This window comes from uncultured Mailhella sp., from assembly GCF_905187505.1.
Classification (GTDB): Bacteria; Desulfobacterota; Desulfovibrionia; order Desulfovibrionales; family Desulfovibrionaceae; genus Mailhella.
The window spans coordinates 1-25,219 of the sequence record NZ_CAJJIC010000026.1 but is presented as its reverse complement, the minus strand read 5'-3'; the positions used below and the strand labels follow the sequence as shown (position 1 = coordinate 25,219).

At 62.8% G+C, this 25,219-nt stretch carries 23 protein-coding genes; 12 read left to right on the top strand and 11 right to left on the bottom strand.

Annotation, left to right across the window (positions count from 1 at the left end):
• From QZZ60_RS04385 to QZZ60_RS04340, 10 genes are all read right to left on the bottom strand, one after another.
• On the bottom strand, nucleotides 1-1,315 hold a 1,315-nt coding region (locus tag QZZ60_RS04385), incomplete at its 3' end, for a sigma-70 family RNA polymerase sigma factor (protein ID WP_295638325.1).
• The gene (dnaG, locus tag QZZ60_RS04380) at nucleotides 1,305-3,023 is read right to left on the bottom strand and encodes a DNA primase (protein ID WP_295638323.1); all 1,719 of its coding nucleotides are present in this window, start codon (nucleotides 3,021-3,023) and stop codon (nucleotides 1,305-1,307) included. The genes QZZ60_RS04385 and dnaG, both read right to left, overlap by 11 nt.
• 15 nt (nucleotides 3,024-3,038) lie before the next feature.
• Nucleotides 3,039-5,372 carry a Smr/MutS family protein gene (locus QZZ60_RS04375; protein ID WP_295638320.1) on the bottom strand — a complete coding sequence of 778 codons (2,334 nt, stop codon included), beginning with the start codon at nucleotides 5,370-5,372 and terminating at the stop codon, nucleotides 3,039-3,041.
• 4 nt (nucleotides 5,373-5,376) lie between these two features.
• Nucleotides 5,377-5,829: a GatB/YqeY domain-containing protein gene (locus QZZ60_RS04370; protein ID WP_295638318.1), complete on the bottom strand. Its 453-nt coding sequence runs from the start codon at nucleotides 5,827-5,829 to the stop codon at nucleotides 5,377-5,379.
• Nucleotides 5,830-6,028: 199 nt separating this feature from the next.
• A complete protein-coding gene (gene rpsU / locus QZZ60_RS04365) occupies nucleotides 6,029-6,232 on the bottom strand; it encodes a 30S ribosomal protein S21 (RefSeq protein WP_077074093.1) in 204 nt (67 codons plus the stop codon).
• A 541-nt stretch (nucleotides 6,233-6,773) separates the two neighbouring features.
• Nucleotides 6,774-6,956 carry a hypothetical protein gene (locus tag QZZ60_RS04360; RefSeq protein WP_294447463.1) on the bottom strand — a complete coding sequence of 61 codons (183 nt, stop codon included), beginning with the start codon at nucleotides 6,954-6,956 and terminating at the stop codon, nucleotides 6,774-6,776.
• A 63-nt stretch (nucleotides 6,957-7,019) separates the two neighbouring features.
• Nucleotides 7,020-7,289 carry an HU family DNA-binding protein gene (locus QZZ60_RS04355; RefSeq protein WP_295638314.1) on the bottom strand — a complete coding sequence of 90 codons (270 nt, stop codon included), beginning with the start codon at nucleotides 7,287-7,289 and terminating at the stop codon, nucleotides 7,020-7,022.
• A gap of 105 nt (nucleotides 7,290-7,394) precedes the next feature.
• On the bottom strand, nucleotides 7,395-8,207 hold the full coding sequence (rsmA, locus tag QZZ60_RS04350) for a 16S rRNA (adenine(1518)-N(6)/adenine(1519)-N(6))-dimethyltransferase RsmA (protein ID WP_295638312.1): 813 nt from the start codon (nucleotides 8,205-8,207) through the stop codon (nucleotides 7,395-7,397).
• Nucleotides 8,208-8,629: 422 nt separating this feature from the next.
• Nucleotides 8,630-10,672, bottom strand: a complete 2,043-nt coding sequence (fusA, locus tag QZZ60_RS04345; protein ID WP_295638309.1) for an elongation factor G — start codon at nucleotides 10,670-10,672, stop codon at nucleotides 8,630-8,632.
• Complete coding sequence (locus QZZ60_RS04340; protein WP_295638306.1) at nucleotides 10,669-11,511, bottom strand: histidinol dehydrogenase; 843 nt, start codon at nucleotides 11,509-11,511, stop codon at nucleotides 10,669-10,671. Before QZZ60_RS04340 ends, fusA begins: the two co-directional genes overlap by 4 nt.
• 240 nt (nucleotides 11,512-11,751) lie before the next feature.
• Here QZZ60_RS04340 and QZZ60_RS04335 point away from each other — a divergent pair, with 240 nt between their 5' ends.
• From QZZ60_RS04335 to QZZ60_RS04280, 12 genes are all read left to right on the top strand, one after another.
• The gene (locus QZZ60_RS04335; RefSeq protein ID WP_295638303.1) at nucleotides 11,752-13,050 is read left to right on the top strand and encodes a S41 family peptidase; all 1,299 of its coding nucleotides are present in this window, start codon (nucleotides 11,752-11,754) and stop codon (nucleotides 13,048-13,050) included.
• A gap of 282 nt (nucleotides 13,051-13,332) precedes the next feature.
• Entirely contained in the window at nucleotides 13,333-13,752 is a 420-nt protein-coding gene (gene ndk, locus QZZ60_RS04330; RefSeq protein WP_295638301.1) for a nucleoside-diphosphate kinase, read from the top strand.
• A gap of 3 nt (nucleotides 13,753-13,755) precedes the next feature.
• Nucleotides 13,756-14,559: a pyrroline-5-carboxylate reductase gene (gene proC / locus QZZ60_RS04325; protein ID WP_295638298.1), complete on the top strand. Its 804-nt coding sequence runs from the start codon at nucleotides 13,756-13,758 to the stop codon at nucleotides 14,557-14,559.
• A 162-nt stretch (nucleotides 14,560-14,721) separates the two neighbouring features.
• Nucleotides 14,722-15,834, top strand: coding sequence for a rod shape-determining protein RodA (gene rodA / locus QZZ60_RS04320; RefSeq protein WP_295638295.1), 1,113 nt, complete (start codon nucleotides 14,722-14,724; stop codon nucleotides 15,832-15,834).
• Nucleotides 15,835-17,006: 1,172 nt separating this feature from the next.
• On the top strand, nucleotides 17,007-17,423 hold the full coding sequence (locus QZZ60_RS04315; protein WP_295638292.1) for an ATP synthase F0 subunit B: 417 nt from the start codon (nucleotides 17,007-17,009) through the stop codon (nucleotides 17,421-17,423).
• A gap of 24 nt (nucleotides 17,424-17,447) precedes the next feature.
• Nucleotides 17,448-18,008 carry an ATP synthase F0 subunit B gene (locus QZZ60_RS04310; RefSeq protein ID WP_295638289.1) on the top strand — a complete coding sequence of 187 codons (561 nt, stop codon included), beginning with the start codon at nucleotides 17,448-17,450 and terminating at the stop codon, nucleotides 18,006-18,008.
• The gene (gene atpH, locus QZZ60_RS04305; protein ID WP_295638287.1) at nucleotides 18,005-18,556 is read left to right on the top strand and encodes an ATP synthase F1 subunit delta; all 552 of its coding nucleotides are present in this window, start codon (nucleotides 18,005-18,007) and stop codon (nucleotides 18,554-18,556) included. Before QZZ60_RS04310 ends, atpH begins: the two co-directional genes overlap by 4 nt.
• Before the next feature lie 3 nt (nucleotides 18,557-18,559).
• Entirely contained in the window at nucleotides 18,560-20,074 is a 1,515-nt protein-coding gene (gene atpA / locus QZZ60_RS04300; RefSeq protein WP_295638285.1) for a F0F1 ATP synthase subunit alpha, read from the top strand.
• 3 nt (nucleotides 20,075-20,077) lie between these two features.
• Nucleotides 20,078-20,956: a F0F1 ATP synthase subunit gamma gene (locus QZZ60_RS04295; RefSeq protein WP_295638282.1), complete on the top strand. Its 879-nt coding sequence runs from the start codon at nucleotides 20,078-20,080 to the stop codon at nucleotides 20,954-20,956.
• Nucleotides 20,957-20,968: 12 nt separating this feature from the next.
• Nucleotides 20,969-22,381, top strand: coding sequence for a F0F1 ATP synthase subunit beta (gene atpD, locus QZZ60_RS04290; protein ID WP_295638279.1), 1,413 nt, complete (start codon nucleotides 20,969-20,971; stop codon nucleotides 22,379-22,381).
• 12 nt (nucleotides 22,382-22,393) lie between these two features.
• Nucleotides 22,394-22,792: a F0F1 ATP synthase subunit epsilon gene (locus tag QZZ60_RS04285; RefSeq protein WP_295638276.1), complete on the top strand. Its 399-nt coding sequence runs from the start codon at nucleotides 22,394-22,396 to the stop codon at nucleotides 22,790-22,792.
• A 1,264-nt stretch (nucleotides 22,793-24,056) separates the two neighbouring features.
• Nucleotides 24,057-24,494 carry a DUF3467 domain-containing protein gene (locus QZZ60_RS04280; RefSeq protein WP_367119403.1) on the top strand — a complete coding sequence of 146 codons (438 nt, stop codon included), beginning with the start codon at nucleotides 24,057-24,059 and terminating at the stop codon, nucleotides 24,492-24,494.
• 543 nt (nucleotides 24,495-25,037) lie between these two features.
• Here the strand turns inward: QZZ60_RS04280 and QZZ60_RS04275 are convergent.
• A partial coding sequence (locus QZZ60_RS04275; protein WP_295638270.1) for a hypothetical protein occupies nucleotides 25,038-25,219 on the bottom strand: 182 nt, incomplete at its 5' end.

Below are 25,219 nucleotides of genomic sequence, written 5' to 3'. Positions count from 1 at the left end.
GGATGGTGCGGGCCTGATCCGCGATGGCGCGGGTGATGGCCTGACGGATCCACCAGGTGGCGTAGGTGGAGAACTTGTAGCCGCGCTGGTACTCGAACTTGTCCACGGCCTTCATCAGGCCGATGTTGCCTTCCTGAATGAGATCGAGGAACTGCAGTCCGCGGTTGGTGTACTTCTTGGCGATGCTCACCACGAGGCGCAGGTTGGAGCGTATGAGTTCCTGCTTGGCGCGCATGGAAGCCACCATGCCGCGGCGGATGCGCCACAGCACTTCTTCGAGGTCTTCCACGTTGTGGCAGCACTTTTCGCGCAGACGCTGGAGGCTTTCGATCTTGCCCATGATGAGTTCCTTGTAGGAAAACATCTTGTCCACGCTCATGTCCAGTTCCGCGGCCACGTCCTGCATGGAGCGGGTGCGGTTGTCCAGAGCCTCGAACAGGGCCTGCAGCTCTTCCTGCGTCTTGCCGGTGGTGGCCGCGTAGGCGTCGAGCTCGCGCTGGTAGTTCTTCATCTGGCGCACGTAGTCCTCCACGGTTTCCACGATGCGGTCGATGAGGGTCTTTTCCAGCTTGATTTCGCGCAGACGGGAAACCACTTCTTCCTTGTACTGAAGAATTTCCTTCTGCGTGGCGGCCACGCGACGTTCAAGGGTGCAGCAGGCGTCGAGCTTCTGATAGATCTTGTGCTTCTTCTTGTAGATGGCCTTGATCTCGTCGAGCAGCAGAATGACCCGCTGGCGCTGGTTCATCTCATCTTCGGTGGGGTCGTCTTCCTCAATGGTCTTGACCACGTCCTTGAGCTTGATGCGGTTCTGCTTGAGGTCTTCGCCCACGTTGATGAGCTCTTCGACGGCCACGGGCACTTCCACGAGCGCGTAGAGCACGTCCTCTTCACCCGTCTCGATCTTCTTGGCGATGACGACTTCGCCGTCGCGGTCGAGCAGCGGCACCGCTCCCATCTCGCGCAGATACATGCGCACGGGATCGGTGTTGCGGGCGGCAAAGTCGCCGGTGTCCTCGGCGGACAGGTCGAGAGGGAACTCCAGCGCGTTGTCGTCGGTCTCGTCGAACACGATGTCGACGGGATCGTTTTCCGCGTCGGCGTGGTTCACGACGATGGACTTGCCTTCCTTTTCGGTATCGACGATGGCGATGTCCATCTGATCGAACATCGCTATGATCTCTTCAAAATTCTCGGGCGTGCTCATCTCCGCGGGGACAGACTTGCTGACTTCCTCGAAGGTAAGGTAGCCGGCAGACTTGCCCTTGGCGATAAGAGCCTTGACCTGCTGGATTTCTTTAAGATTATTGGTCACTACGCCTCCCTCGCGCTTCAAGAAGCGCGCGCATGTATTCCCGTTGTGTTTCCTGGCTGGCCGTTCCCTGGCGAAGGGCCGCCACGACGGAAGCCATGTGTGATGTCTTCTGCAGATTGATGAGCATCTGCCGTATGGCGGCAAGCTCTCCTTCTTCGTTGTCGAGAGGAGGTGCCTCCTCGCCCCGGCAGCGTATCCAGAAATTCTTTTCCTTCGGCTCCAGCGCGTCAAAGGCCTGATCGGAGCAGAAGGCGGCTATCTTGTCCCAGAGCTTGAGCGCCCACGGCGCGGAAAGGGCAAGATCGGCGCCCGCGGCCTGAAGGTCCGGCAGGCGGTGCGGATAGCGCACCGCAAAGGTCATGATTTCCTTGTCCCGGCTTATGGCATGGGGCGTTTCGTTGCGTCTGGCCGCAACGCGGGGAGCGGAGGCATTGCGCCGCTCCAGAACGCCTCCCCGAAGGTCGGCTTCGGAAAGGCCGAGTCCTGCGGCAAGTTCCGCCGCAAAACGGTGAAAAAGTTCCGGCAGGTCCACCTGAGAAAGAAAGTGTCTCGCCCATTCCACGGCCTCGCGCGGGGCCATGCCGCGCAGCACGGAAAGGCAGAAGGCAAGGCCGTCCTGCGCGTGGGCGCGCAGATCCTCCACGGCTTCGGCGCCGAAGGAATGCAGCATGCTGTCGATGTCGTTGTCGTCCGGGAAAAGGATGACGCGGCACGAGAGCCCTCGGGTGAGCAGCATTTCGCAGGAGCGGAAGGCGGCCTTGCGGCCCGCGTTGTCGCCGTCGAACATGAGCTCGAGGTGGGAGCTGAAGCCGGAGAGCCTCTTTATCTGTTCCGGGGTGAGCGCCGTGCCGAGCACGCCCACGGCCTGCGTGTAGCCGTACTGGTGCAGGGTGATGACGTCCATGTACCCTTCGGTGAGAATGATGCTCTTCTTCACCGCGATGGAGGGCCGTGCCTGAAACAGGCCGAACAGATGTTCGCCCTTCTTGTAGATGGGCGAATCGCTGCTGTTGATGTACTTGGCGTCGTCCTCCTTCGCAAGCGACGGAATGATGCGTCCGCCGAAGGCGATGGTCTGTCCCGACAGGTTGCGGATGGGGAACATGAGCCGGTTGCGGAAGCGGTCGAAGGTGCGTCCGCCCTGGCTTTTGGACTGAAGTCCGCATTCCACGGCCGTGCTCAGGGAAAAGCCCGCGCGGCGCAGCGTGTCGCCGAGATCCTGCCACGAATCCATGCTCCAGCCGAGGCCGAACTTTTCCACGAGTTCCGGGGAAATGCCCCGCTCGCCTATGTAGTCGCGGCACACGGCGGCGCTCTGCGAGGAGAGATTGCTGTGGAAGTGCGAGGCGGCAAGCTCATGCATCTTCTGCATGTCGCGCTTCTGGGAGCGCTGTTCCTTCGCCCTGGGATCGGCGCGGTAGGACTCGAGACGTATGCCCGCCTCCTCGGCGAGCGCGGCGAGGGTTTCTTTGAAGTCGAGGCCGTTCATGCGGCCGTAGAAGTCGAAGATGTCGCCGGAGGCCTGACAGCCGAAGCAGTAGAAGGTTCCCTGCTCCTCGTTGATGGAGAACGAAGGCTTGGTTTCCTGATGGAACGGGCAGGGCGCGACGAGACGGGAGCCTGCGGGACGCAGCTCCACGTAACGCCTCGCCATGTCGGCAAGACTGATGCGCGACTTTATCGCCTGTATCACATCGTTGTTCTTCATGATGATTTGCCCAGCCTAGCGGAACAGAACCTGAGTCATGCCGTCGCCGCCCTGATCTTCGGGAGCGGTATGGTAGGAAGCCACGCCCGGGAAGGTGCGCAGAAGTTCATGCACGGCCCTGCGCAGCGCGCCGGTGCCGCGGCCGTGAACGATTTCCACGCCTTCCACGCCGGAAAGCAGGGAGCGGTCGAGGAACTGTTCGAGCTCCGCTAAAGCTAAATCAGCACGTTTCCCTCTCAAGTCAAGACGCAGGAAGGAAACAGGTCTCGAAACCCTGGCGGTCACGGTTCCCTTCGGCGCGGAGGGCGCGCCGGAAGAGGGCTGAAGGTCGGAGAGCGGGGCCCACATGGTCACGCCGTTCAGATCGATCTTGCCTCTGCCGTTCTTCTCGTCGAGTTCGCGCAGCACGGCCTTTCTGTTCCACAGGCGGTGCGTCACTTCGCCGCCCACGGTGAAGGCGGAAGGATCGGCCGCGGGCTTTTCCTCCTCCATGTCCCGTGCGGAACGGGCGAGGTCGGCGCGAAGCCTGGCCATTTCCTTCTGGGCCTGCTTTGCCGTGGCCTTGCCGCTCTTGTAGTCGCGCATGAGTTCCTGCGACATTCTGCGCACTTCCTCGTCGAGACGCTGGCGTTCCTTTTCGAGCTTCTGCTGCAGCGATTCGCGCTTGTCGCGCAGGCGGCGTTCCTCGTCCTTCATGCGGGCAAGTTCCTCTTCCCGCCGGCGGGCAAGATCGTTGAGGCGGTCCATGACCGCGCTTGCGTCGTCGCCGTCCATGAGAAGATAATGCTCGGCTCTTTTCAGCACGGATTCGGGCAGACCGTGCTCGCGGGCCACGTCGAGGGCCTGGCTTGCGCCCACCTGATCGTAGGCCAGATGGAAGAGCGGCTTCTTGGTGGACGGATCGAACAGCACGGAGGCCGCACGCACGCCTTCATGGGTGAGCGCGTAGCTCTTGAGCGCGGGAAAGTGCGTGGCCGTCACGGTGTAGGCGCCCTTTTCCAGAAGGCCGTCGAGCACGGCCTGAGCCAGCGCCGCGCCCTGTGAAGGGTCGGTGCCGGAGCCGAACTCGTCGAGCAGCACCAGGGAACGGCCGTCGAGCGCGTCCCAGATGGAGGCGAGATGATGAATCTGTCCGGTGAAGGTGGACACGTGATCGTCGAGACTCTGCTCGTCGCCGATGAAGGCGTACACCCTGTTCCAGAAGGGCAGGGTGGAACCGCCGTCCACGGGCACGGGAAGACCGGCCAGCGTCATGAGCGTGATGAGGCCGAGGGTCTTCAGGGCCACGGTCTTGCCGCCGGCGTTGCCGCCGCTTATGACGAGCACGCGGTCGCCTTCGCGCAGCACGAGATCGGTGTGCTCGATGCGGCGCGGGCCGTTGTAGTTCTTGTCCGCGGCGTGACGGGCGGCCTCAAGCACGAGCAGCGGATGCCGCGCGCCGGGAAGATGCAGGAGCGCGCCCTCTTCAAGCGGCACGCAGCGGCCGGACAGGGCGGCGCCGAGGGCGCATTTCGCCTGACCGAGATCGATGTCCACAAGGAGCTTCCATGCTGATTCCACCTGCGGCATTTCCTGAACGATGAGGTCCGCGATCATGCGCATGACCTTGCGCTCTTCCTCGCGTTCCTGCTGCTTGAGTTCCTGAAGGCGGTTGTTCTGCTCCACGAGGAACATGGGCTCGAAGTAGAGCGTTTCGCCCGTGTTGGAATAGTCGTGAATGATGCCCTGGATGCGTCCCTTGAAGTTGGCCTTGAGCGGCAGCACGTAGCGGTCGGACGAGAGCGTCATGTAGTCGTCCTGCAGGTAGCGGCCGATGTTGTACTTTTCGGCGAATTCCTTGACGCGGCGCAGGCAGTTCTGATGAATGCCGCGCAGCTCGCTTCTCACGAGAAGAAGCCCGGGCGAGCTTTCATCCTTAAGATAGCCGTCGTCGCTCACGCAGCGCTGCAGGGCCGACAGCGTGAGTTCCGGCATGGGGAGCGAACAGGCGAGCGCGTCGAGCAGCGGACGCCTTGCCCCTCCGGCATGGATGCTTTCGGCCGCGCGGCGGGCAAGCCCGAGCGTTTCCTTGAGCGCCCACAGTCCGTCCATGTCGAGCAGGGGATCGGCGTGACCGCGCACGTGGGCAAGAAGCCCGGAAATGTCGGGGAAGGATGCGGGGGAAAAGTCGCCTTCGGCCAGCCAGGAGCGCATTTCGTCATGCATGTGCTGGCTGCGGCGCACGGCCTCCTCGTCGTCCATGGGGCGCAGCGCGAGAGCGGCTTCCCTTCCTGCCTCGGAAAGGCAGAAGTCGGAAAGTCGTTCGAGGACGCGGGGAAATTCGAGAGCGTGAAGAGTCCTTTCGTCCATACGATCAGCGGGCCTGCTGGAGACGGGCCTTCACCGCGGCGCTCACGGCCTTGCCGTCCACGCGGCCCTTGTATTCGGCCATGATGGCGCTGATGGCACGGCCCATGTTCTTCATGCCGCCGTCAAGCAGGGGAGCCACGGTCTTTTCCACCACTTCGGCAAGCTCTTCCTCGGAAAGCTGGGCGGGCAGATACTCCTGAAGCACCGCGGCTTCGGCGGCTTCCTTTTCGGCCAGATCGGGGCGGCCTGCGGCGTTGTACTGCTCGATGGAGTCCTGACGCTGCTTGACCTCGCGCAGAATCACGTCCATGTAGTCGTCGTCCTCAAGAGGACGCATGAGCTCCACCTGACGGTTCTTGGCCGCGGTCTTCAGAAGGCGCAGCGTGCCGAGCTTAACCTGATCCTTGGCCTTGTAGGCCTGGATGTAGTCCTTGTCTATCTGTTCAGCGATACTCATAGCAGACTTCTTCTTCCGTCGCTAAGGGCGGGCCTTTCGCGTAAGGACGACGCCGGCGCGGCCTTCCGGCCGGGCGTCTCCGGGGCGCGTCATGAAATGGCAAAAGAGCCGGAAATCAGCCTGGTAAAAGGTCCAATTTCCGGCTCCGTAACCGGCTTGCACACGGTTCAGAACCCATGCGAACCGTTGTCGTCGAAGATTAACCCATGTTCACCTTGCGCATCTTCTTCATGAGGCGCTTGCGGGCAGCGGCCTTCTTCTTCTTGCGCATGACGCTGGGCTTCTCATAGTGCTGGCGCTTCTTCATTTCAGAAAGAACGCCGGCCTTTTCCACCTGCTTCTTGAAGCGACGCAGGGCGATGTCGAAATTGTAATCGTCTTCGTTGAGAAAAACTCCGGGCACAGAAATCACCCCCTTTTCAGCGAATCTCTTGTTCCGTCCGATCCGCCAGTTCTCAGGGTGTGTGAACCGAAGGGAAAAACGGAAATGTGTCCCCTGTCCTTGGAAGCGCGGCTTCGGCAAGGCCTGAATGCCGTGCTCTGTTACGCAGGGAGAGAGAGAAACTAAAACAGTTTTCCACAGAAAGCAAGTCCCCGGGGTGCCTCACTCCGGGGAAAACTGCAAAAAAAGTAAAAAATCAGCGTTGCAGCAGGCGTCATATCCTTTTTTTGCAGGGCTTGTCTCCCCCTGCCGGAGGCTCCGCAGGCACGCACGGCGGCAGGCTGCGGCGCTGTTGCGACCGCGCGGCCGGCGGATGCGGGCGTGAGGGAAACGGGCGTGCGGAACGCGCCCCGAAAGGCGCGCCCGCCTTCACGCGTTTTCCGCAGCGATGCGGGCAGAACCGCTCCGCGCCCCGAAAGGCGCGGCGCAGAAGAAAGGAATCCTGCGGGAAAAACCGCCCGCTTCTCCCGCAAAAGGAAGATGGGCGGCAGCGCGGTGCGTATCAGTGTCCCTTGTGCTCGCCGTTTCTGGCATCCCTGATGGCGCGGGCGAAGGCCAGCGTGATGCCGATGGCAAGAATGAGGATCACCGAATAGAGCACGCCGAAGAAAATGGCGTAGTCGGGCTGCCACAGAGGCAGATCCCAGGGGAAGGGGCCATGTCCGTTTTCACCATGAATAAGCATGAAGACTCCTTGAACGGCTGGCGGCCGTGTATCCCGACGGCCGGGATACGGACCGTCCGACTATTATATCTGCTTTTTCAGATTAATGCCAGCCCTGAATTTCACGACCTTGCCGGCGGGAATGGTGATGGTTTCGCCGGTGCGGGGATTGTGGCCCTTGCGCTCCTTGCGTTCTTCCACCACAAGCGAGCCGAAGCCCGGGAGGGAAAGCTTGCCGTCGGAAGCGAGGGCTTCCTGAATGGCTTCGAGCAGGGCGTTCAGGGACTGCTCGGCACTGCTTTTGCTGATGGAGGCCTGTTCGGCTATCTTGGCGATGAGTTCGGCCTTGGTCATGAATGTGCTCCTTTCTGCCTGCGGCAGAGGTGATTGAAGAAAATGAGGGATGCGGTTTTCTCTTTGGTACACGTTTCCTGCCCATCGTCAAGAGAGACGAGGCGTTCAACCATGATTTTTTCCTGAAAAAAGCGCTTCGGCGAGTCTTTGGAACTGTTCCACGGCAAGCGTTTCGGGCCTCTGGGCGGGGTCGATGCCGAGTCGGACGAGCTTCTCCTGCGAGAAGTCGTCCGGCAGGGCTCGGCGCAGTATGCCCTGAAGCTGCTTGCGCCGCTGCTGGAAGCATATCTTGATGAGGCGGGAGAGCTTTTCCGGCTGCCGGGGCCGTCGTTCTTCGGGCAGCGGCTCGAACACCACCACGGCGGAATCCACCTTCGGCGGCGGGGAAAAGGCCGCGGGACCGATGACGAAGCCCTTCCGCGCGGCGACGAAGCTCTGTATCCACACGCTGAGCGCGCCGTAGTCCTTCGTTCCGGGGCCGGCCGTGAGCCGGTCGCCCACTTCCTTCTGCACCATGAACACGGCGCGGGCCAGGTTCGGCGTGCGGCTCACGATGTCCCACATGAGCGGCGAAGCCACGTTGTAGGGCAGATTGCCCGCAATCTTCCACGGTCCTTCGAGCGACTCCCAGGGATAGGCGAGCGCATCGCCCGCCACCACCTCGAGACCGGGCAGCGGCCGCGCCGCGTGCTCGGCGGCGTAGTGATCGTCCTTTTCCAGAAGCAGCAGCCTCTTCCACGGCAGAGGGCGCAGCAGCGCGGTGAGCGCTCCCGGGCCGGGGCCTATCTCCATGATCTGGTCGCCTTCTTCCGCGCGCATGAGCTCGACGATGCGCTGCACCACGCGCTCGTCGCGCAGAAAGTGCTGACCGAGGCTTTTTTTGGCCCTTGCGGCCGTGAAAAGATTGATGTCGCTCATGTGTCCCGCCTGAAACGTTTGCAGTGTCGCCGGAATCCGGCGCGCCAGAGACTATGACGCGCAGGCGCGGGCGGTCAAGCCCCGGAATGCGCGGAAAAAAGGACATTTCGTGCAGCGCCGTTCTGCTTCCTCGTCCCGCGTACGCGGGGAAAGAGGGCGCTTTCGGCGCTCTTGCCTGCGCCCCGGCACGGTGCCGGACGGGGATTCGGGCGTGCGCCCTGCGATGCAGGGCCGTTTTTTTGCGCAGGTCCGCAACGGGAAGGACGGTCTTCGTGCCCCCTGCTCAGAGCGGTCGGGAGCGCCTTTTCCGCAGGACGGAACCCCGGCGTTTTCTTCTTTCTCGAAAAAGCGCCGGGATGCCGCGGCGGAAATCCGTCTTCCGTTCCCGACGGGGGACGGCGAACCGTCTCCCGCCGTGTCCGCTACATGGAGTCGTAGTGGCGGAAGCGGAGAGTGAAGCCCGCGCGGCCCTGGGTGGCGGAACGCAGGGCGGTGGAGAAGCCGAAGAGCTTGCGCATGGGGGCCATGCCGGAGAGGTGGCGCATGCCGCCTCTCTCGCCGAGTTCCTCCACCTTGCCGCCGCAGTTCTGGAACAGGCTGATGGATGCGCCGAGGGCCTCTTCGGGAGTCACGATCTCCACGCTCATGATGGGCTCGAGCACGGTGGGGCGCGCCTTTTCCATGGCGTCGCGCACGGCCGTGGCCGCGGCCATGCGGCAGCCCGCCGCGGTGGCGCCTTCCCTGCGCACGGCGGTCACGGTGATGATGACGTCCTGCACGGGATAGCCGGTCTGGGGGCCGGAGAGCAGGCTGTCGGAAATGCCCTGAAGCACCTCGTCCATGAGCGCCCTGGGCACGGCTTCCTTCGGATCCGCGGGATGGGCGAGGCTGTCGGCAAGAGCGATGGTGTTACCCTTGTCGCGTCCGGCCGGGGCCATGGTGAGGGTGACTTCGCCCACGTGGTGCACGGCGCCGAGTTCGCGGTCGAACAGGCCGTGTCCCTCGGCCTCGGCGCGCACGGTCTCGCGCGCCACCACCTGCGGCTGTCCGGCGCGCGGGCTTATGCCGTATTCGCGGCGCATTCTTTCCATGACCACGTCGAGGTGAAGTTCGCCCATGCCGGAAATGATGCGGTCGCCCGAGCCTTCGTCCTGGCTCACGCCGAGCGTGGGATCCTCGGCGCTGTAGCGGGCAAGGGCCTCGTCGAGGGTCTTGCCCTCCTCGGCGTTGCGCGGCTCGAGCGCCATGGAAATGACCGGCTTCACCTCTTCCAGATTTTCCAGAAGAACGTCGAGCCCGGGCGCGGCCACGGTGTCGCCCGTGCGGGCCGATCTCAGGCCGAGCACGGCGATGATGTCGCCGCAGGAGGCCTCGGCAAGCTGTTCCTGCTGGTCGGCGTCCATGCGGAACAGCCGCGAGACGCGCTCTTCCCTGCCGAGCGCGGTGTTGCGCACCACGTCGCCGTCCTTGAGCCTGCCCGAGTAGATGCGCACGAGGGACGTCTTGCGTCCGCCCTCCATGAGCACCTTGAACACGAGTCCGCAGAAGGGGGCATCCGGGCTCACTTCGAGCGTTTTTTCCTCCTTGCCGTCCACGGTGGTGCCGTGCGGGGCGGGCACTTCGAGCGGCGAGGGCAGGTAGCGGCCCACGGCGTCGAGCAGCGGCTGAACGCCCGCATTCCTGAGCGCGGAGCCCGCAAGCACCGGCGTCACCTTCCGCGCGAGCGTGGCGCGCTTGACGGCCGCGTGTATGTCCTCTTCCGTGAAGCGTTCCTCAAGGTAGAGCTCCATGAACTCGTCGTCGTTCTCGCCGAGGTTCTCAAGCAGCCTGTCACGCCACATCGCGGCCTGCTCCTTTTCGTCGTCCTCAAGGGGCAGAATTTCCATGTTCTGCCCATGCGAGTCCTCGTCGAACACGAGCTTCTTCATGGTGATCACGTCGGCCACGGCGTAGAAGTCCGGCCCTTCGCCGAGGGGCACGGTCACGGGCGCGGGGGTCGCGCCGAGCCTTTCGTGCAGCGCGTCGAGCACGGCGGCAAAGTTCGCGCCCACGCGGTCCATCTTGTTCACGAAGGCGATCTTGGGCACGCCGAAGGATTCCGACTGCCGCCACACCGTCTCCGACTGCGGCTCCACGCCGCCCACGGCGCAGAACACGCCCACCGCGCCGTCGAGCACGCGCAGCGAGCGCTCGACCTCTATGGTGAAGTCCACGTGGCCGGGGGTGTCGATGAGGTTCAGGGTCCAGTCCTTCCAGCGGCAGGTGGAGGCGGCCGCGGCTATGGTGATGCCGCGTTCCTGCTCTTCGGGCATGAAGTCCATGGTGGCCGTGCCGTCATGCACTTCGCCCATGCGGTGGATCTTGCGCGTGTAGAAAAGGATGCGTTCGCTGAGCGTGGTCTTGCCTGCGTCGATGTGGGCGATGATGCCGATGTTGCGCAGGTTCTTCATGGTGTCCTGCCTCATGACTGGATCTCCTGAACAAGATGGGCGGAAAGGGTGCGGGTGCGGAAGAATTCGGGGGCGAGGCTCTGCCAGCAGGCCTCCATGCCGGGACCGGCCAGAAGCGGCGCGCCGAAGGGCAGGGCGCAGCCTTCCGGCGCGAAGACGGCGTTCATGCCCCGGTCGGGCTCGTCGAGAAGCACGGCGTCGGGGTGCAGCCAGCGAAGGCGGGAGAGCGCTTCGTCCGGCGAAAGGCCGAGGCTTTCGCCTTCCGCCTTTCCGTACAGGGAAAGGAGCCTCGGCGCGGCATGGTCGCGGAAGAAGGGCACGCCGTCGGCGGCGGCGCGGTGCAGAAGATCCTTCTGTCCGGCGCTCAAAGGCTGCGGCGAGGGAAGGACGATCACGCGTCCGTCGGGCGAGGCGGCGCGCAGATCCTCATAAAGATCGGCCGTGCGCCCGTCGTCCAGAAGGAAGGAGTCCTCAAGGCCGGCAAGCTCCAGCGCCGTGGCCACGGCCGGAGCAAAGGGGGCCGGCGAGACGACGGCGATTTTTCCCGTTCCCGCGATGACGGCCGGCACGAGGGCGGCGAGCAGTCTTGCGGGCGAGGCGAAGCCTTCGGCCGCCACGGCCAGCACCCAGTCCGCCGGACGCGAGGCCTCCGTGCGGAAAAAGCCCGCGCGGGCGCTTTTCGTCTGCACGCGCGATTCGCCTTCGTCCGCCTTCCAGCGGTGGAAGGCGAAGGCTATGGCCGTCTTGAGCAGGGCGCGCAGAGGCGCGGGCGTGCCTTCATAGGCGTTTGCGTAAAGATCGTCGTCCGGCCGGAAGCTCTCCAGCCAGTCGGGCAGCTCGAAAACAGGACTCATGCGAAATCTCCCTTTCCTATAAGGGGTACGTTTCTCTTCTCCGCTCGTCAAATGAAATGTTGACGGGCAGGAAGAACGACGCGGGAAGACGGGGATGACGCGGCGCAGAAAGGAGCGCCCGGGAAAGGGCGCAGGCGCATTCCGGACGCCGCACCGTGCCGCAGGGCAAGGAAATACGTTGCGTTTTGGAGGGAACGGCTCTATCTTGTTGCGCAGTTCCATCCCACCTGGAGGCTCCTCATGCAAAAGATTCGTGTGCTGACCACGGCGGCGCTCGCCCTTGTCATCTTTTTGTCCGGCGGCGGCGTGATGAAGGCCGTCAGCGCGGAAAACGACTACGATTCCCTGCGCCGCTTCAGTCAGATTCTGGACATGGTGGAGCAGTACTACGTCAACGACGTGTCCCAGAAGGAGCTTCTCGACGGCGCCATCAAGGGCATGCTCCAGAACCTCGACCCTCATTCCACGCTGATGACGGAAAAGGAATTTCAGGAGATGCAGGAAAACACGAGCGGCGAGTTCTTCGGCGTGGGCGTGGAAATCACCGTGGAGAACGGCCAGGTCATGGTGGTGAGCCCCATCGAGGACACGCCCGGCTACAAGGCCGGTCTGCGCGCGGGCGACTCCATCATCGCCGTGGACGGACAGTACACCATGGAAATGTCGCTCACCGAGGTGGTGGCCAAGATGCGCGGCAAGCGCGGCACCACCGTGGAACTGCAGGTGCTGCACAAAAACAGCTCCCGCCCCGTGACCATGAAGATCAGGCGCGACGCCATTCCGCTCATCAGCGTGAAGTCCCGCGAGCTTGAGCCCGGCTACTGGTGGATACGGCTCACCCGCTTCAGCGGTCACACCTCGCAGGAACTTGCCGACGCCGTTGCCAAGGCCCGCGCCAAAGGCGCGCTCAAGGGCATCGTGCTCGACCTGCGCAACAATCCCGGCGGCCTGCTCGATCAGAGCGTGGAAGTGGCCGACCTGTTTCTGAAGGACGGCGTCATCGTGTCCATGCGCGGCCGCGACGCCTCTTCCGAACGCACCTTCAAGGCCCATGTGCAGAACAACGACGTGGACTGTCCCCTGGTGGTGCTGGTGAACTCCGGTTCCGCCTCGGCCTCCGAAATCGTGGCCGGCGCGCTGCGCGACCAGAAGCGCGCGCTCATTCTCGGCGAGCGCACCTTCGGCAAGGGCTCGGTGCAGAACCTCATTCCGCTCGCCGACGGCGCGGGTCTCAAGCTCACCGTGGCGCGCTACTACACGCCTTCGGGCAAGTCCATTCAGGCCGAAGGCATCACGCCCGACTTTGAAGTGGCCTGGGAGGCGCCCCGGGAGGATGCGGGCGAGCCCGCCCTGCTTCTGCGCGAAAAGGACCTGCGCGGACATCTCGAGCAGAAGGACGAAAATGCCGACGCTCCCAAAGAAGAGGAAAAGAAGAGCGATGCCGAGGACATGAGCGCCATGCTCGCGCGCGACAACCAGCTTCGGCTGGCCCTGCAGTTCGTAAAGACCCTGCCCGTGCTCAAGACGCTCAAAAACTGACCTTCCGCCTCCGTCTTTCCTTCGGGAAGGCGGAGGCTTCTTCTCCCGGCGCTTCCGGGAAAAGAAGCCCGCGCGTTCGTCGGGCTGTGACCATGTTTCTCCCGTCCGGTCTCCTTTCGGAAGGGCCGGATGTCGGAATGCCGCGCGTTCCGGGTCTGCGCTCCGGCCCGGAACGGCGTCGGAACAGGACGCTGCAGGCAGGGCCGCAGGGTTCTTTTCTTTCCCCGGGGGCGGCCCGTGCCAGGGTCTTTCGCCCCGCAACGCCAGGACGGAGGTTTTCCCATGATTCAGCAAACCCTTTCCATCATCAAGCCCGACGCCGTGGCCCGCAACCTGCAGGGCGAAATTCTGGCCATGATCCAGAAGAGCGGCCTGCGCGTCGTGGCCATGAAGATGATCCGCCTCACCCGCGCCCAGGCGGAGGCCTTCTATGAAGTGCACAAGGATCGTCCCTTCTACGCCGATCTCGTGGAATACATGACCTCCGGTCCCGTGGTCTGCTCCGTGCTCGAAGGCGAGAACGCCATCGCCGCCTATCGCGCCCTCATGGGGGCCACCAATCCCGCCGACGCCGCCGAAGGCACCATTCGCAGGCTTTATGCCGAAAGCGTACAGGCCAACGCCGTTCACGGCTCCGACGCTCCCGAAACCGCCGCCCGGGAAGTCGCCTTCTTCTTCAGCCGGACGGAAATCGTGGGCTGAGCCATGAAGACCATAGGTTGCATAGGCTGCGGCAACATGGGCGGCGGCGTGCTCAAGGGTCTCGTTTCCCACGAAGAGTTCGAGCTGCTCGGCCATGACCATACCCGCGCCAAGGTGGAAGGCATAGGTCCCGAGGGCCGCGTGGCCTTCGTGGACACGCCGCTTGAGCTCGCACGGAAGGCCGACGTCGTCATCCTTGCGGTGAAGCCCTATCAGATGGAAGCCATGCTTGAGGAAATCCGCCCCGCGCTGGATTCCTCCAAGGTGGTGGTTTCCCTGGCCGCCGCCTTCTCGCAGGAGAAGCTGCGCCGCGGCGTGGACGGGCGCTGCCCCGTGGTGCGCTGCATGCCGAACCTTCCCGTCATCGTGGGCAAGGGCGTGTTCGCGCTCTGTTTTGATGATCCCGCGCTTGATGCGCCTCGGGGAGAGGAGCTTCTTGCCCTGTTCCGCCTCATGGGGATAGCCGTGGTGCTGCCCGAAGCGCAGTTCCCGGCCTTTTCCTCTCTCGTGGGCTGCGGCCCGGCCTTTGCGCTGCTTTTCATGGAAGGGCTGCTCAACGCGGGCATCACCATGGGCCTCAAGGCCTCCGTGTCCCGCGAGCTCATCGCGGCCATGGTGGAGGGCACGGCCCGCCTCGCCCTGGAAAGCGGCGAGAGCTTCGCCGATTTGCGCGTGAAGGTGTGCTCGCCTTCCGGCACCACCATACGCGGCGTGAACCACATGGAGCGCTGCGCCGTGCCCGGTCATGTGACCGACGCCGTGCTGGAAGCCCTGAAGCGCGACCGCGAAATGGCTTCGGAAAAATAACGCGCCTGCGGGCGACGACGATTCACGATGTCCTTCCGGCCCGGGCCTTTTGCGCGGGCCGGAAGGAGCGCGGAGCTGCGTTTCTCCGCTTCTTCGCCCTCCGGGGCGTTCCTTTTTTCTCACGGGTCGGCCCTTTTCCCGCCGTCCGTGCCGAGGTTCCCCATGCAGATGCCCGACAGAAGATTGTTCTTCCAGATAAACTGGGGGCTTGTCTTCATTACCATATTGCTCTTCGCCGTGGGCATGGTGAATCTGTACTCCGCAAGCGGCTCCCGCATCGAGGGCGGCTTCGTGCTTTCCCCCTTCTACCAGCGTCAGCTCGTGTGGGGGCTCATCGGCCTGGTCGTCATGGTCACGTGCATGCTCATCGACTACCGGCGCATCGAACGGCTGGCCGTGCCGTGCTATGTCGTCGTGCTCATTCTGCTCATGCTCGTGCCCATCGTGGGCAAGACCGTGTACGGCGCGAAACGCTGGATAGACCTCGGCGTCATGAACCTTCAGCCCAGCGAGCTCGCCAAGTTCGCCGTGCTCATGATGGGCGCCAAGGCGCTGTGCCGCGACGGCGAGTCCCTAGGCTGGAAAAGGCTCGGGCAGGTGCTCGCCATAGGTGTCGTGCCGTTTCTGTTCATCGCCAAGCAGCCCGACCTCGGCTCCGGCCTTACCGTTCTCGTGCTGCTCGGCGGCATGGTGCTCTTCCACGGCGTGAAGTGGAAGGTCCTGCGCGTCTGCCTCGTGGTCATTCCGCTTCTCATGCCCCTCGGCTGGTTCGTGCTGCACGACTACCAGCAGGAACGCATACTCACCTTCCTCGATCCCACGCGAGACCCCAGGGGCGCGGGCTACCACATCATTCAGTCGCAGATCGCCATAGGCTCGGGCGAGATGTTCGGCAAGGGCTTTCTTGCAGGCACCCAGAGCCAGCTGCGCTTTCTGCCGGAAAAGCATACCGACTTCGCCATTGCCGTGCTCGGCGAGGAGTGGGGCTTTGCAGGCTGCATGACCCTCGTCACGCTGTTCTGTCTCTTTCTCATGGCCATGTACAGCACCGTGCGCGACGCCAAGGACCGCTTCGGCTCCACGCTCGCCGCGGGCATCTTCTTCTACTTCTTCTGGCAGATCATCGTGAACATCGGCATGGTCGTGGGCCTCATGCCCGTGGTGGGCATGCCGCTGCCCTTCATCAGCTACGGCGGCACGGCCCTCGTGGTGAACTGCGCCCTCGTGGGCATCGTGCTCAGCATTTCCATGCGCCGCTTCGTCTTCAAAAGCTGACGACACAGGCGTTCTCCTGCGTCCGGGGCCGTTTTCTGCCTTTTTCCGCGCGTTCCGCGTTTCCTCTTCGCGGGCGCTTGTTGTTCTTCCGTGCCGCAGAAGGCGGGGCCCTCTGCGGCAACGGCCTTTTTGAAGCGGCTTTTCCGGCGGAACCGGCGCTTCTTCGCGCAGCGGAGCAGGGCGCCTTTTCATTACGGAGGTCCGGCCGGAGGAAATGGCGGCCGGTCGTCGCTGCTTCTCTTCCGCGCCTCTTCTTCCGTCCGGGGCGATGGCGCGCCTGCGCGGGCGCGCGTTTTCCTGTCGGCCCCGCGTCGGGCCGGGAAGCCCTTGCTGCGCGCGTCGCCTCTGCCGTTCCGGAAGAAAGAGGCGAAAGGCCCCTGAGTTTTCCTGCGCGGCATCGGCATCGCGGCGTGGTGGTCGGCAACTGCCTTCCTGCGCGCGCCCGAGGCATCGGCAGAAGCGAGGCGGCCGCCCGGGACACGGACGGCTTGTTCCCCGAAGGTCGTGAGAGAAGTCCGCAGAGAAGGAGCGGCTGACGAAGCGCTCCCTCTTCGGCGGGCGTTCATGCGTCGCCGCACGTCGAGGGCGTGCCGTTCGTCCGCAACGGCGGATCGCGGGCTTCCCGGCAGGGAACTTCGGGTGCGCCTTGCCGGAAGAGAGGTTCCGCCCGGCGAGAAATGTGTCAGAATTGTGACAATCGTTTCTGGGCGGGACTTTTTTGCTTTGGCGTGTCAAAGTGCGGTTGATTATCTTGAATAGTGTTGAAAAACATATAGTTGATATGCATTGCAAGGGGAGATTCCCCTGTCGTGAAAAAAGGAGCTAACAGAATTTTATTTATTTTTTATCCGGCCCAAACGGAGAAGAAATCTGAAATGTCGCGGCTCCCGCCGTCCGCATCGAAGAGTCGTTTCGAGAATTTCCGGTAAAAGAAAGAGCCTTTCCGGTATGATATGACCCGTCCGCATATTTTGTAACTTTTTGTGCAAAAGACCTGACGGAACCTCTTTATTTCTTGAAAAAAAAGCGTGTCGGCTTTGACAAAGTGCGGAAAACGGGGTAGCTAAAAAAAATGATTCTACTCCCAATAATTCAGGAGCGCAGAACTTTGGGGGCTTAGAATGCAATGGTAGAGTGGCCCCTTTTTACAGCTTCGGTTGGAGGTTCTCGGAATGATCAATATCGACATAACCCTCCTGATTCAGTTGGTGAATTTTTTGATCGCCCTTGCGATCATAAATTACCTCATCGTTCGCCCGGTGCGCGGCATCATTGCCCGTCGTCGCGCGCAGAACGATGAACTGAGAGGCGCCGCCGGTTCTCTGGAAGGAGAGGCAGGCCTCAAGATGGAAGGTTACAACGCCCGCATTGAAAAGGCCCGCGCGGAAGTGGCGGCAGTGCGCAAGAGCATGAAGGCCGCCGCGGAAGAAAGCGCCCAGGCCCGCATCAACGAGGCGGGCGACGAGGCCCGCGCCATCCATCGAGCCGCCGCCGAGCGTGTCCGCGCGGAGAGCGCGGAGGCCAGGCGCGAACTCGACGGCAGAGTGGGGGATTTCGTTCAGGTTGCCCTCAAGGCCATGCTTGGCTAGCATCATCGCAGCAAGGAGAACGGCGTGCAAAGAATCTATGGTATAGTGACGGCCTGCGCTCTGGTCCTGATTTCCTGCCAGATCGCATCCGCGAGCGACGGGCACTCCCTGCCGTGGGGTGACTTTCTGCTCCGCGTGATCAACGCCGCCATCTTCGTCGGCATCATCTGGTACGCGGCGGGCAAGCTCATCAAAAAATTCTTCACGGGTCGCCGTGAGGAGATCGTTCAGGAAATGGACGATCTGGCCAGACGCAAGCAGGAGGCCGAGGCCCGGCTTGCCGAGGTCGAACGTCAGATAGCCGACGTGGAAGCGGAATGCGCGAAGCTTCTGGATGAAGGCCGCGCGCAGGCGGAACGCATCAGAGACGCCATCGTGTCCGATGCCGAAAAGCAGGCTGCACACATCGTGGAGCAGGCGAAGAAGGGCGCGGAACAGGAAGGCAAGGCTGAGCTTGAGGCCATCCGCGAACGTATGGCGGAAACCATTGTCGCGGAGGTGGAAAAGAGCCTTCTCGACAGGCTGGATGCCACGACGCATCAGAAACTGATCGACAAATCGTTGACCAAGGTGGTGCTGCAGTGATCGGCAATGTCGTGTCCCGGCGCTATGCCTCGGCGCTCTTTTCCCTCGGGAAAGAGGCGGGCATGGCGGAATTGGAACGCTATGGAGCGTCTCTGAGTGCTCTGGGCGAGGCAGTGGAAAAGACCCCCCGGCTGGCCGAGGCTTTTCGCAATCCCGTCCTCTCCACGGAAGAGAAGAAGAAAGTGGTGCTGTCCCTGCTGGATGTGGCGGGCGGCGGCGCCGTGGAACAACGTTTTTGTGCGCTTCTGGCCGACAAGGGCCGGCTGCCGCTTCTTCCCGCCATTGCGGCGGATTTTTCGGTCATGCTCGACGAGGCCCGCGGCATTTCCCGCGGGGTCGTGACCACGGCCGTGGAGCTGGACGACGCGCATAAGGACAGCATCAAGAACAAGTTGGAATCGCAGACAGAGCGCAAGCTTGAGCTTGAATACGTCATCGATCCTTCCATCATCGGAGGCATCGTCTTCCGGGTGGGTGACAAGGTGTACGACGCAAGCCTGCGCGCGCAGCTCGACAACCTCAGGGAATCCATCAAGAGGGGTGAGTAGGCCATGCACATCAAGGCTGAAGAGATCGGAAAGATCATCGAGGAGCAGATCCGCAACTACGACCAGCATGTGGAAATGAGCGAGACCGGCACCGTCATGTACGTGGGCGACGGCATCGCCCGCGTGTACGGCGTGCGGAATGCCATGTCCATGGAGCTGCTGGAGTTTCCCGGCGGACTCATGGGCATGGTGCTCAACCTCGAAGAAGACAATGTCGGCGTTGCCCTGCTCGGCGACGACACCGGCATCAAGGAAGGCGACCCGGTCAAGCGTACCGGCCGCATCTTCTCGGTGCCCGTCGGTCCCGCCGTGGCAGGACGCGTGCTGAATCCTCTGGGCCAGCCCATCGACGGACTGGGCCCCGTGGAAAGCACGGAAATCCGTCCCGTGGAGCTTAAAGCTCCCGGCATCATGCAGCGCAAGAGCGTTCACGAACCCATGGTCACGGGCATCAAGGCCATCGACGCCATCACGCCCATCGGCCGCGGTCAGCGTGAGCTCATCATCGGCGACCGTCAGGTGGGCAAGACCGCCATCTGCGTGGACGCCATTCTCGCCCAGAAGGGCACCGGCGTGCACTGCTTCTACGTGGCCATCGGCCAGAAGAAGTCCACCGTCGCACTTGTTGCGGAAACCCTGCGTCAGCACGGCGCCATGGAATACACCACCATCGTGTCCGCCTCCGCTTCGGAATCCGCGCCTCTGCAGTACATCGCCCCGTATTCCGGCTGCACCATGGCCGAATACTACCGCGACAACGGCGAACACGCCCTCATCATTTACGACGACCTTTCCAAGCAGGCCGTGGCCTACCGCCAGATGTCCCTGCTGCTCCGTCGTCCTCCGGGACGTGAAGCCTTCCCCGGCGACGTGTTCTACCTGCATTCCCGTCTGCTCGAACGCGCGGCCAAGCTCAGCGACGAGCTGGGCGCCGGTTCCCTGACGGCTCTGCCCGTCATCGAAACGCAGGCCGGCGACGTTTCCGCCTACATCCCCACCAACGTGATTTCCATCACCGACGGTCAGGTGTTCCTGGAAACCAACCTCTTCAACGCCGGCATCCGTCCCGCCATCAACGTGGGCATTTCCGTGTCCCGCGTGGGCGGCGCCGCTCAGATCAAGGCCATGAAGCAGGTTGCAGGCTCTCTGCGTCTGGACCTCGCCCACTACCGCGAAATGGCCGCCTTCGCCCAGTTCGGTTCCGATCTGGACAAGGACACCAAGGCCATTCTCGATCGCGGCGCCCGCATGACGGAGCTTCTCAAGCAGCCTCAGTATCATCCCATGCCCACGGAAGAGCAGGTGGCCTCCATCTTCGCCGCTTCCCGCGGCTTCCTGGATGACATCGAGGTGAAGGACGTGCTGCCCTTTGAAGGCGGCATGCTGGAAATGCTTCGTACCGAAAAGCCCGATATCCTCGCCGATATCCGCGATCGCAAGAAGCTGGACGACGATCTGGAAGCGCGTCTTTCCGCGGCCATCAAAGAGTTCAAGGTATCCTTCAAGGCGCGGGGGTAACTCATGCCTTCGTTGAAAGATGTAAAACTCCAGATAGCTGGCGTCGGCAAGACAAAGCAGATCACGAGGGCCATGGGAATGGTCGCCTCGGCGAAGCTGCGCGGCGCCCAGAACCGCATTGAGTGTTTCCGCCCCTACGCGGAAAAGTTCGGCGAGATGCTGGGCGACCTTGCCGCCAGAACGGAAGATGCGGCCCATCCGCTGCTTCAGGTGCACAAGGAGGTCAAGTCTGCGGTCATCGTGCTGCTTTCCTCCGACCGTGGCCTGTGCGGGGGCTTCAACGTCAATCTGATATCGACCGCTCTCGATCTGGCCCGTGCCAGAACCGACGAGGGGCTGACCGTCCGGTTCATCTGCGTGGGCCGGAAAGGCCGCGACGCGGTGCGCAAGACCTCCTACGAGATCATCGAATCGTACGGAGACGCCATGGGTTCCTTCGATTTCCGCCTGGCGGCCCGTCTGGGCGGAAAGGTGTCGCAGCTTTATGAAAGCGGCGAGGCCGATGAAGTCTACCTTGTGTACAGCGAGTTTGCGGGCATGACGCGCCAGATTCCCACGAAGATGGAGCTTCTGCCCGTGACCTCTGCCGCGAAGGAAGAGGACGACGGCAAGCCGGCGGCGGAATGCCTGTATGAACCCGAAGTCGGGGTTCTTCTGGCGGAACTTCTGCCCCGGTACGTGAACGTTCAGATCTATCGCGGACTTCTCGACAACTCCGCCAGCGAAAACGCAGCGCGCATGGCCGCCATGGACAACGCCACGCGCAACTGCGACGAACTGACCAATTCTCTGACGCTTCTTTACAACAAGACCCGTCAGGCTGCCATCACCAACGAACTTATCGACATCGTTGGCGGCGCAAATGCGCAGCAAAGCCAGTAGGAGCATTAGGGCATGACAGCAAACAAAGGCCATATTGTGCAGGTCATCGGCGCTGTTGTGGACGTGGCTTTCCCCGAGGGACAGCTGCCGAACATCCTCAACGCGCTCGAGATCAATAATGTCAACAACCCCAACGCCACGGACCTCGTCTGCGAAGTCGCCCAGCATCTGGGCAACAACGTGGTGCGCACCATCGCCATGGACAGCACCGACGGCCTGGTTCGCGGCATGGAAGTGGTCGATACCGGCAAGCCCATCATGACCCCTGTGGGCAAGGCTGCCATCGGCCGCATCCTGAACGTGGTCGGTCGTCCCGTGGACGGTCTCGGCCCGATCGAAACGGACAAGTACTTCCCCATCCACCGTCCCGCCCCGGCGTTCACCGAACTGAACACCAAGGTGGAACTGCTGGAAACCGGCATCAAGGTCGTGGACCTGCTCATTCCCTTCCCCAAGGGCGGCAAGATCGGTCTGTTCGGCGGCGCCGGCGTGGGCAAGACCGTCATCCTCATGGAGATGATCAACAACATCGCCAAGCAGCACGGCGGCAACTCCGTGTTCGCGGGTGTCGGCGAACGTACCCGTGAGGGCAACGACCTTTACGGCGAACTCAAGGAAGCCGGGGTTCTGGAGCGTGCCGTGCTTGTCTACGGCCAGATGAACGAGCCCCCGGGAGCCCGTGCCCGCGTGGCCCTCACCGCCCTTGCCTGCGCCGAGTACTTCCGTGACGAAGAGCATCAGGACGTGCTGCTCTTCATCGACAACATCTTCCGCTTCACGCAGGCCGGTTCCGAAGTGTCCGCACTTCTGGGCCGTATGCCTTCGGCCGTGGGCTATCAGCCCACCCTGGGCACCGACCTCGGCGGTCTGCAGGAACGCATCACTTCCACCTCCGCAGGTTCCATCACCTCCGTGCAGGCCGTGTACGTTCCCGCCGACGACCTTACCGACCCGGCTCCCGCCACCACCTTCGCGCACCTCGACGGTACGCTGGTGCTCAACCGTTCCATCGCCGAACTGGGCATTTACCCGGCCGTGGACCCGCTTGACTCCACCTCGCGCATCCTCGACCCGAACGTGGTCGGCACGGAACACTATTCCGTGGCCCGCCGCGTGCAGCAGGTGCTGCAGAAGTACAAGGACCTTCAGGACATCATCGCCATTCTCGGCATGGACGAACTGTCCGACGAGGACAAGATGACCGTGGCCCGCGCCCGCCGCATCCAGCGCTTCCTGTCTCAGCCTTTCCATGTGGCGGAAGTGTTCTCCGGCATTCCCGGCGTGTACGTGAAACTCGAAGACACCATCAAGGGCTTCAAGGGACTGCTCGACGGTGAATACGACTATCTCTCCGAGACCGACGTGTTCAACGTGGGCAGCATCGACATGGCCATCGAAAAGTACAACAAGCGTCAGCAGGCATAAGAGGAGACCGCCATGGAAGGTCTTCGTCTCGATATCGTCACTCCCGACAAGGTCGTGCTTCAGGCCGACGTGGAGTATGTGGGCGCAAGCGGCGTGGACGGCCAGTTCGGCCTTCTGCCCTCCCATGCGGCCATGCTCTCCGCACTGAAGATCGGCGACCTGTACTATCGTCAGGGCGGTGCTACGAAATGGGTCTTCGTATCCGGCGGATTCGCTCAGATCGCGGACAACAAGGTGACCATTCTGGCGGAAGCCGCCGAACTGGCCGCCGACATCGACGTGGATCGGGCCGAACAGGCCAAGGCCCGCGCCGAAAAGCGTCTGGCCGACCCGCAGCCCGATACGGATGTGCACAGGGCGGAGCTCGCTCTTGCCCGCGCCATTTCCCGCATCCGCGTTGCCAGACGCTGAGCCGGACGGCCGGCCTGAGCGTTTTTCTTCCGCTCAGGAAGGTGCGTTCTGTCCGCAGAACCCGATGAAAACCGGGAGAGCCGCGGCAGAAAGCAGCGTTCCGGCGTCATGCTGACAGACATAACAGAAAGGGATGTCCCGAAAGGGGCATCCCTTTCGTCGTCTTCGGGGGAGAAAAAGCGGTTCTGGAATCTTGCCGTAAACAGCCTCGCAGCACGGAGGCGGACACGAAGAGAGGGGCGACAAATCGGGACGCGTTCCTTGCGGTGCGGCATGGCGGGCCGGATCTCACTGTTTTTTGCAGGACAGGGAGCGCAGCAAGACTCAGGCGGAAGAAAGGGCGTGATGCTGGGGAGCATCGTCGGCTTTTCGGAATTTGAAGGTTCGCGGCCCGTTTGGGTCATGCCTGGCGCAGGAAAAATGTCGCTTTTTCTGAGGAAGGCGCGGTGGAAGAGGGGCGGGCGGAAGTTTCCGCCGTGCCTGTTTCGTGACGGAAAGACGACGTTCAAAGCAGTGCGGGAGCGGTGTTTCTTCCACAGGGAAAAGGGCCGGAGAGCTTTCCGGTCTTCGTTTTTTCGTGGTTGTGTTTTCGGAGAACCGCAGGCTCGAAAGGGCACGACGGCTTGCCCGGGGGCACACAGCATCCGGCCCCTGATTCGTCCCCTCGGAACCGGCAGGCTTGCCGGGTGAGGGACACACAGGCATCTTCCGGCAAGGCGCGGGGAGCGATGCGGGAATTTTTTAAACCGCACCGTTTTGAGGCGTCGGCAGAATCAGAGGTCGTGATGCGCAGAGCCCGGAGCCGTCCGGCGCGAGAGCTTGCGCGCCGGGCGTATCTCGGGCTGCTATGGTCGTTTTTGCTTTCGGAAAAGCGCTGCGGCAAAACGGACGGCATCGCCGTTGTGCGCAGGGCGGACGGCGGGACCAGGCGGAGGAAAGCGTTTCGGGGAGCATCGTCGACCCTCCGGGGCCGGGAGGGGCGCCGTTCGCGTTTTTGCGCCGGGGGCCGGAACGTGCCGTTTTTCTGAGGAAGGCGCAGAAGGGGGGCTCGGAAGGCTTCGTTCGGCTTTCTTTTCGGGGCCCCGGGGAGCGCCGGTCGGCAAAGCGCCGGGGAGTGTTTCACGGCCTTGCGCCGGAGAACGGGGCATAGTAGCCTTGCGGGGGCTTGGCGGCGTCGTGCCCGGCTGCGCGCGGAGGCCTTGCGGAACCGGACGGAGTCCGGCGCAATGCCTGCCGGTGAGGGGCGGAACGTCGGAGGCGTGTTTTGGCAGGCGCGGGCTTTTTCGCATGGGCCGGGACATTCGACAGACATCATGCTTTTCGCGGCATCTGTCCGGCCTGCGGAAAGTTTGAGAAAGAAACGGGCAGACAAGTCACGTTGAGGAGACGCATCATGGCAGAAACTCAGAACATCGGCCTGCACGTGGAGGCCGCCAGCATCCGCACCGCCTACGTCAACGCCTTCCAGAGCCGCTATGCGGAAGGAGAGGTCTTTCTGACGTTCGGCGTGAGCCGCATGGAAGCCGCTCCGGACGACGGGTCGGCCGGCACGCTGGTCGTGGAAATGCAGGACCGCATGGCCATGACCCCGCAGAGCGCCCGCCGTCTTGCCGCGACGCTCATCCGCACGCTGCAGGAATATGAGGAGCGTTTCGGCCCGATCATGCCCGCAGCTCCGGCTGAAGACGGGAAGAACGGATAGAGACGATCCTGTGGCCCCATGAGCGGACATGACGGCGCAAACGCGCGCGTTGTGTCCGTTTTTTTGCGCCTTTTTCTGTCCTCCTGCGGGCGCCGTTCTGCCTGCGTGTTTCCCCGGGCCGGATATTTGTCCCGACACGCCGCGGCAGGACGGCACGGAGAACACGTTTTCCCCCGGCCGGGATTTTCGGCCGCGATACGTTCTTCTTCAACCGTGCCATGTCCGTCCTCGACGGACGCCTTCCCCGGAGCTCCGGCACGGAACGTCCTGTTTCCTCCCGCAGTTTCGGGGAAAAAAGGAACACGATGCGGGGCGTTGAGCGTCTTTGCCTCTTCCTTGTTCGAGGACAGGCCGCGGCGTCGAGCCTTGGCGACGCCGTGCCGCCGCTTTCCCGCACGGTCGTGCCTGCCGGAAGGCGGCCTTTTCCTTGAAAATTGAATGTCGGACGGGAGCCTTGTCGTTCCCGACGGCTCGAGACCACCATCCGCACCCTGTGAGCGTTGTCTGTCGGACGGAGGCGTCGTCATTCCCGTCCGGGCGCATTCATCGCTTTTTCCTCTGCGTTCCCGCGTTGCGCCGGGCTTTTTCTGTGGCGGCCTCCGCGTTTCCGCCCCTTGGCTGCGGCACGGCCGCTTTCTGTTTTCCGGTCTTCTGCTTCCCCTGATGAAAAGTTTTGAAAGGAGGATGGGGGCGCGGGGGAAGGAGGGAAAATTTTTCAAAATTTT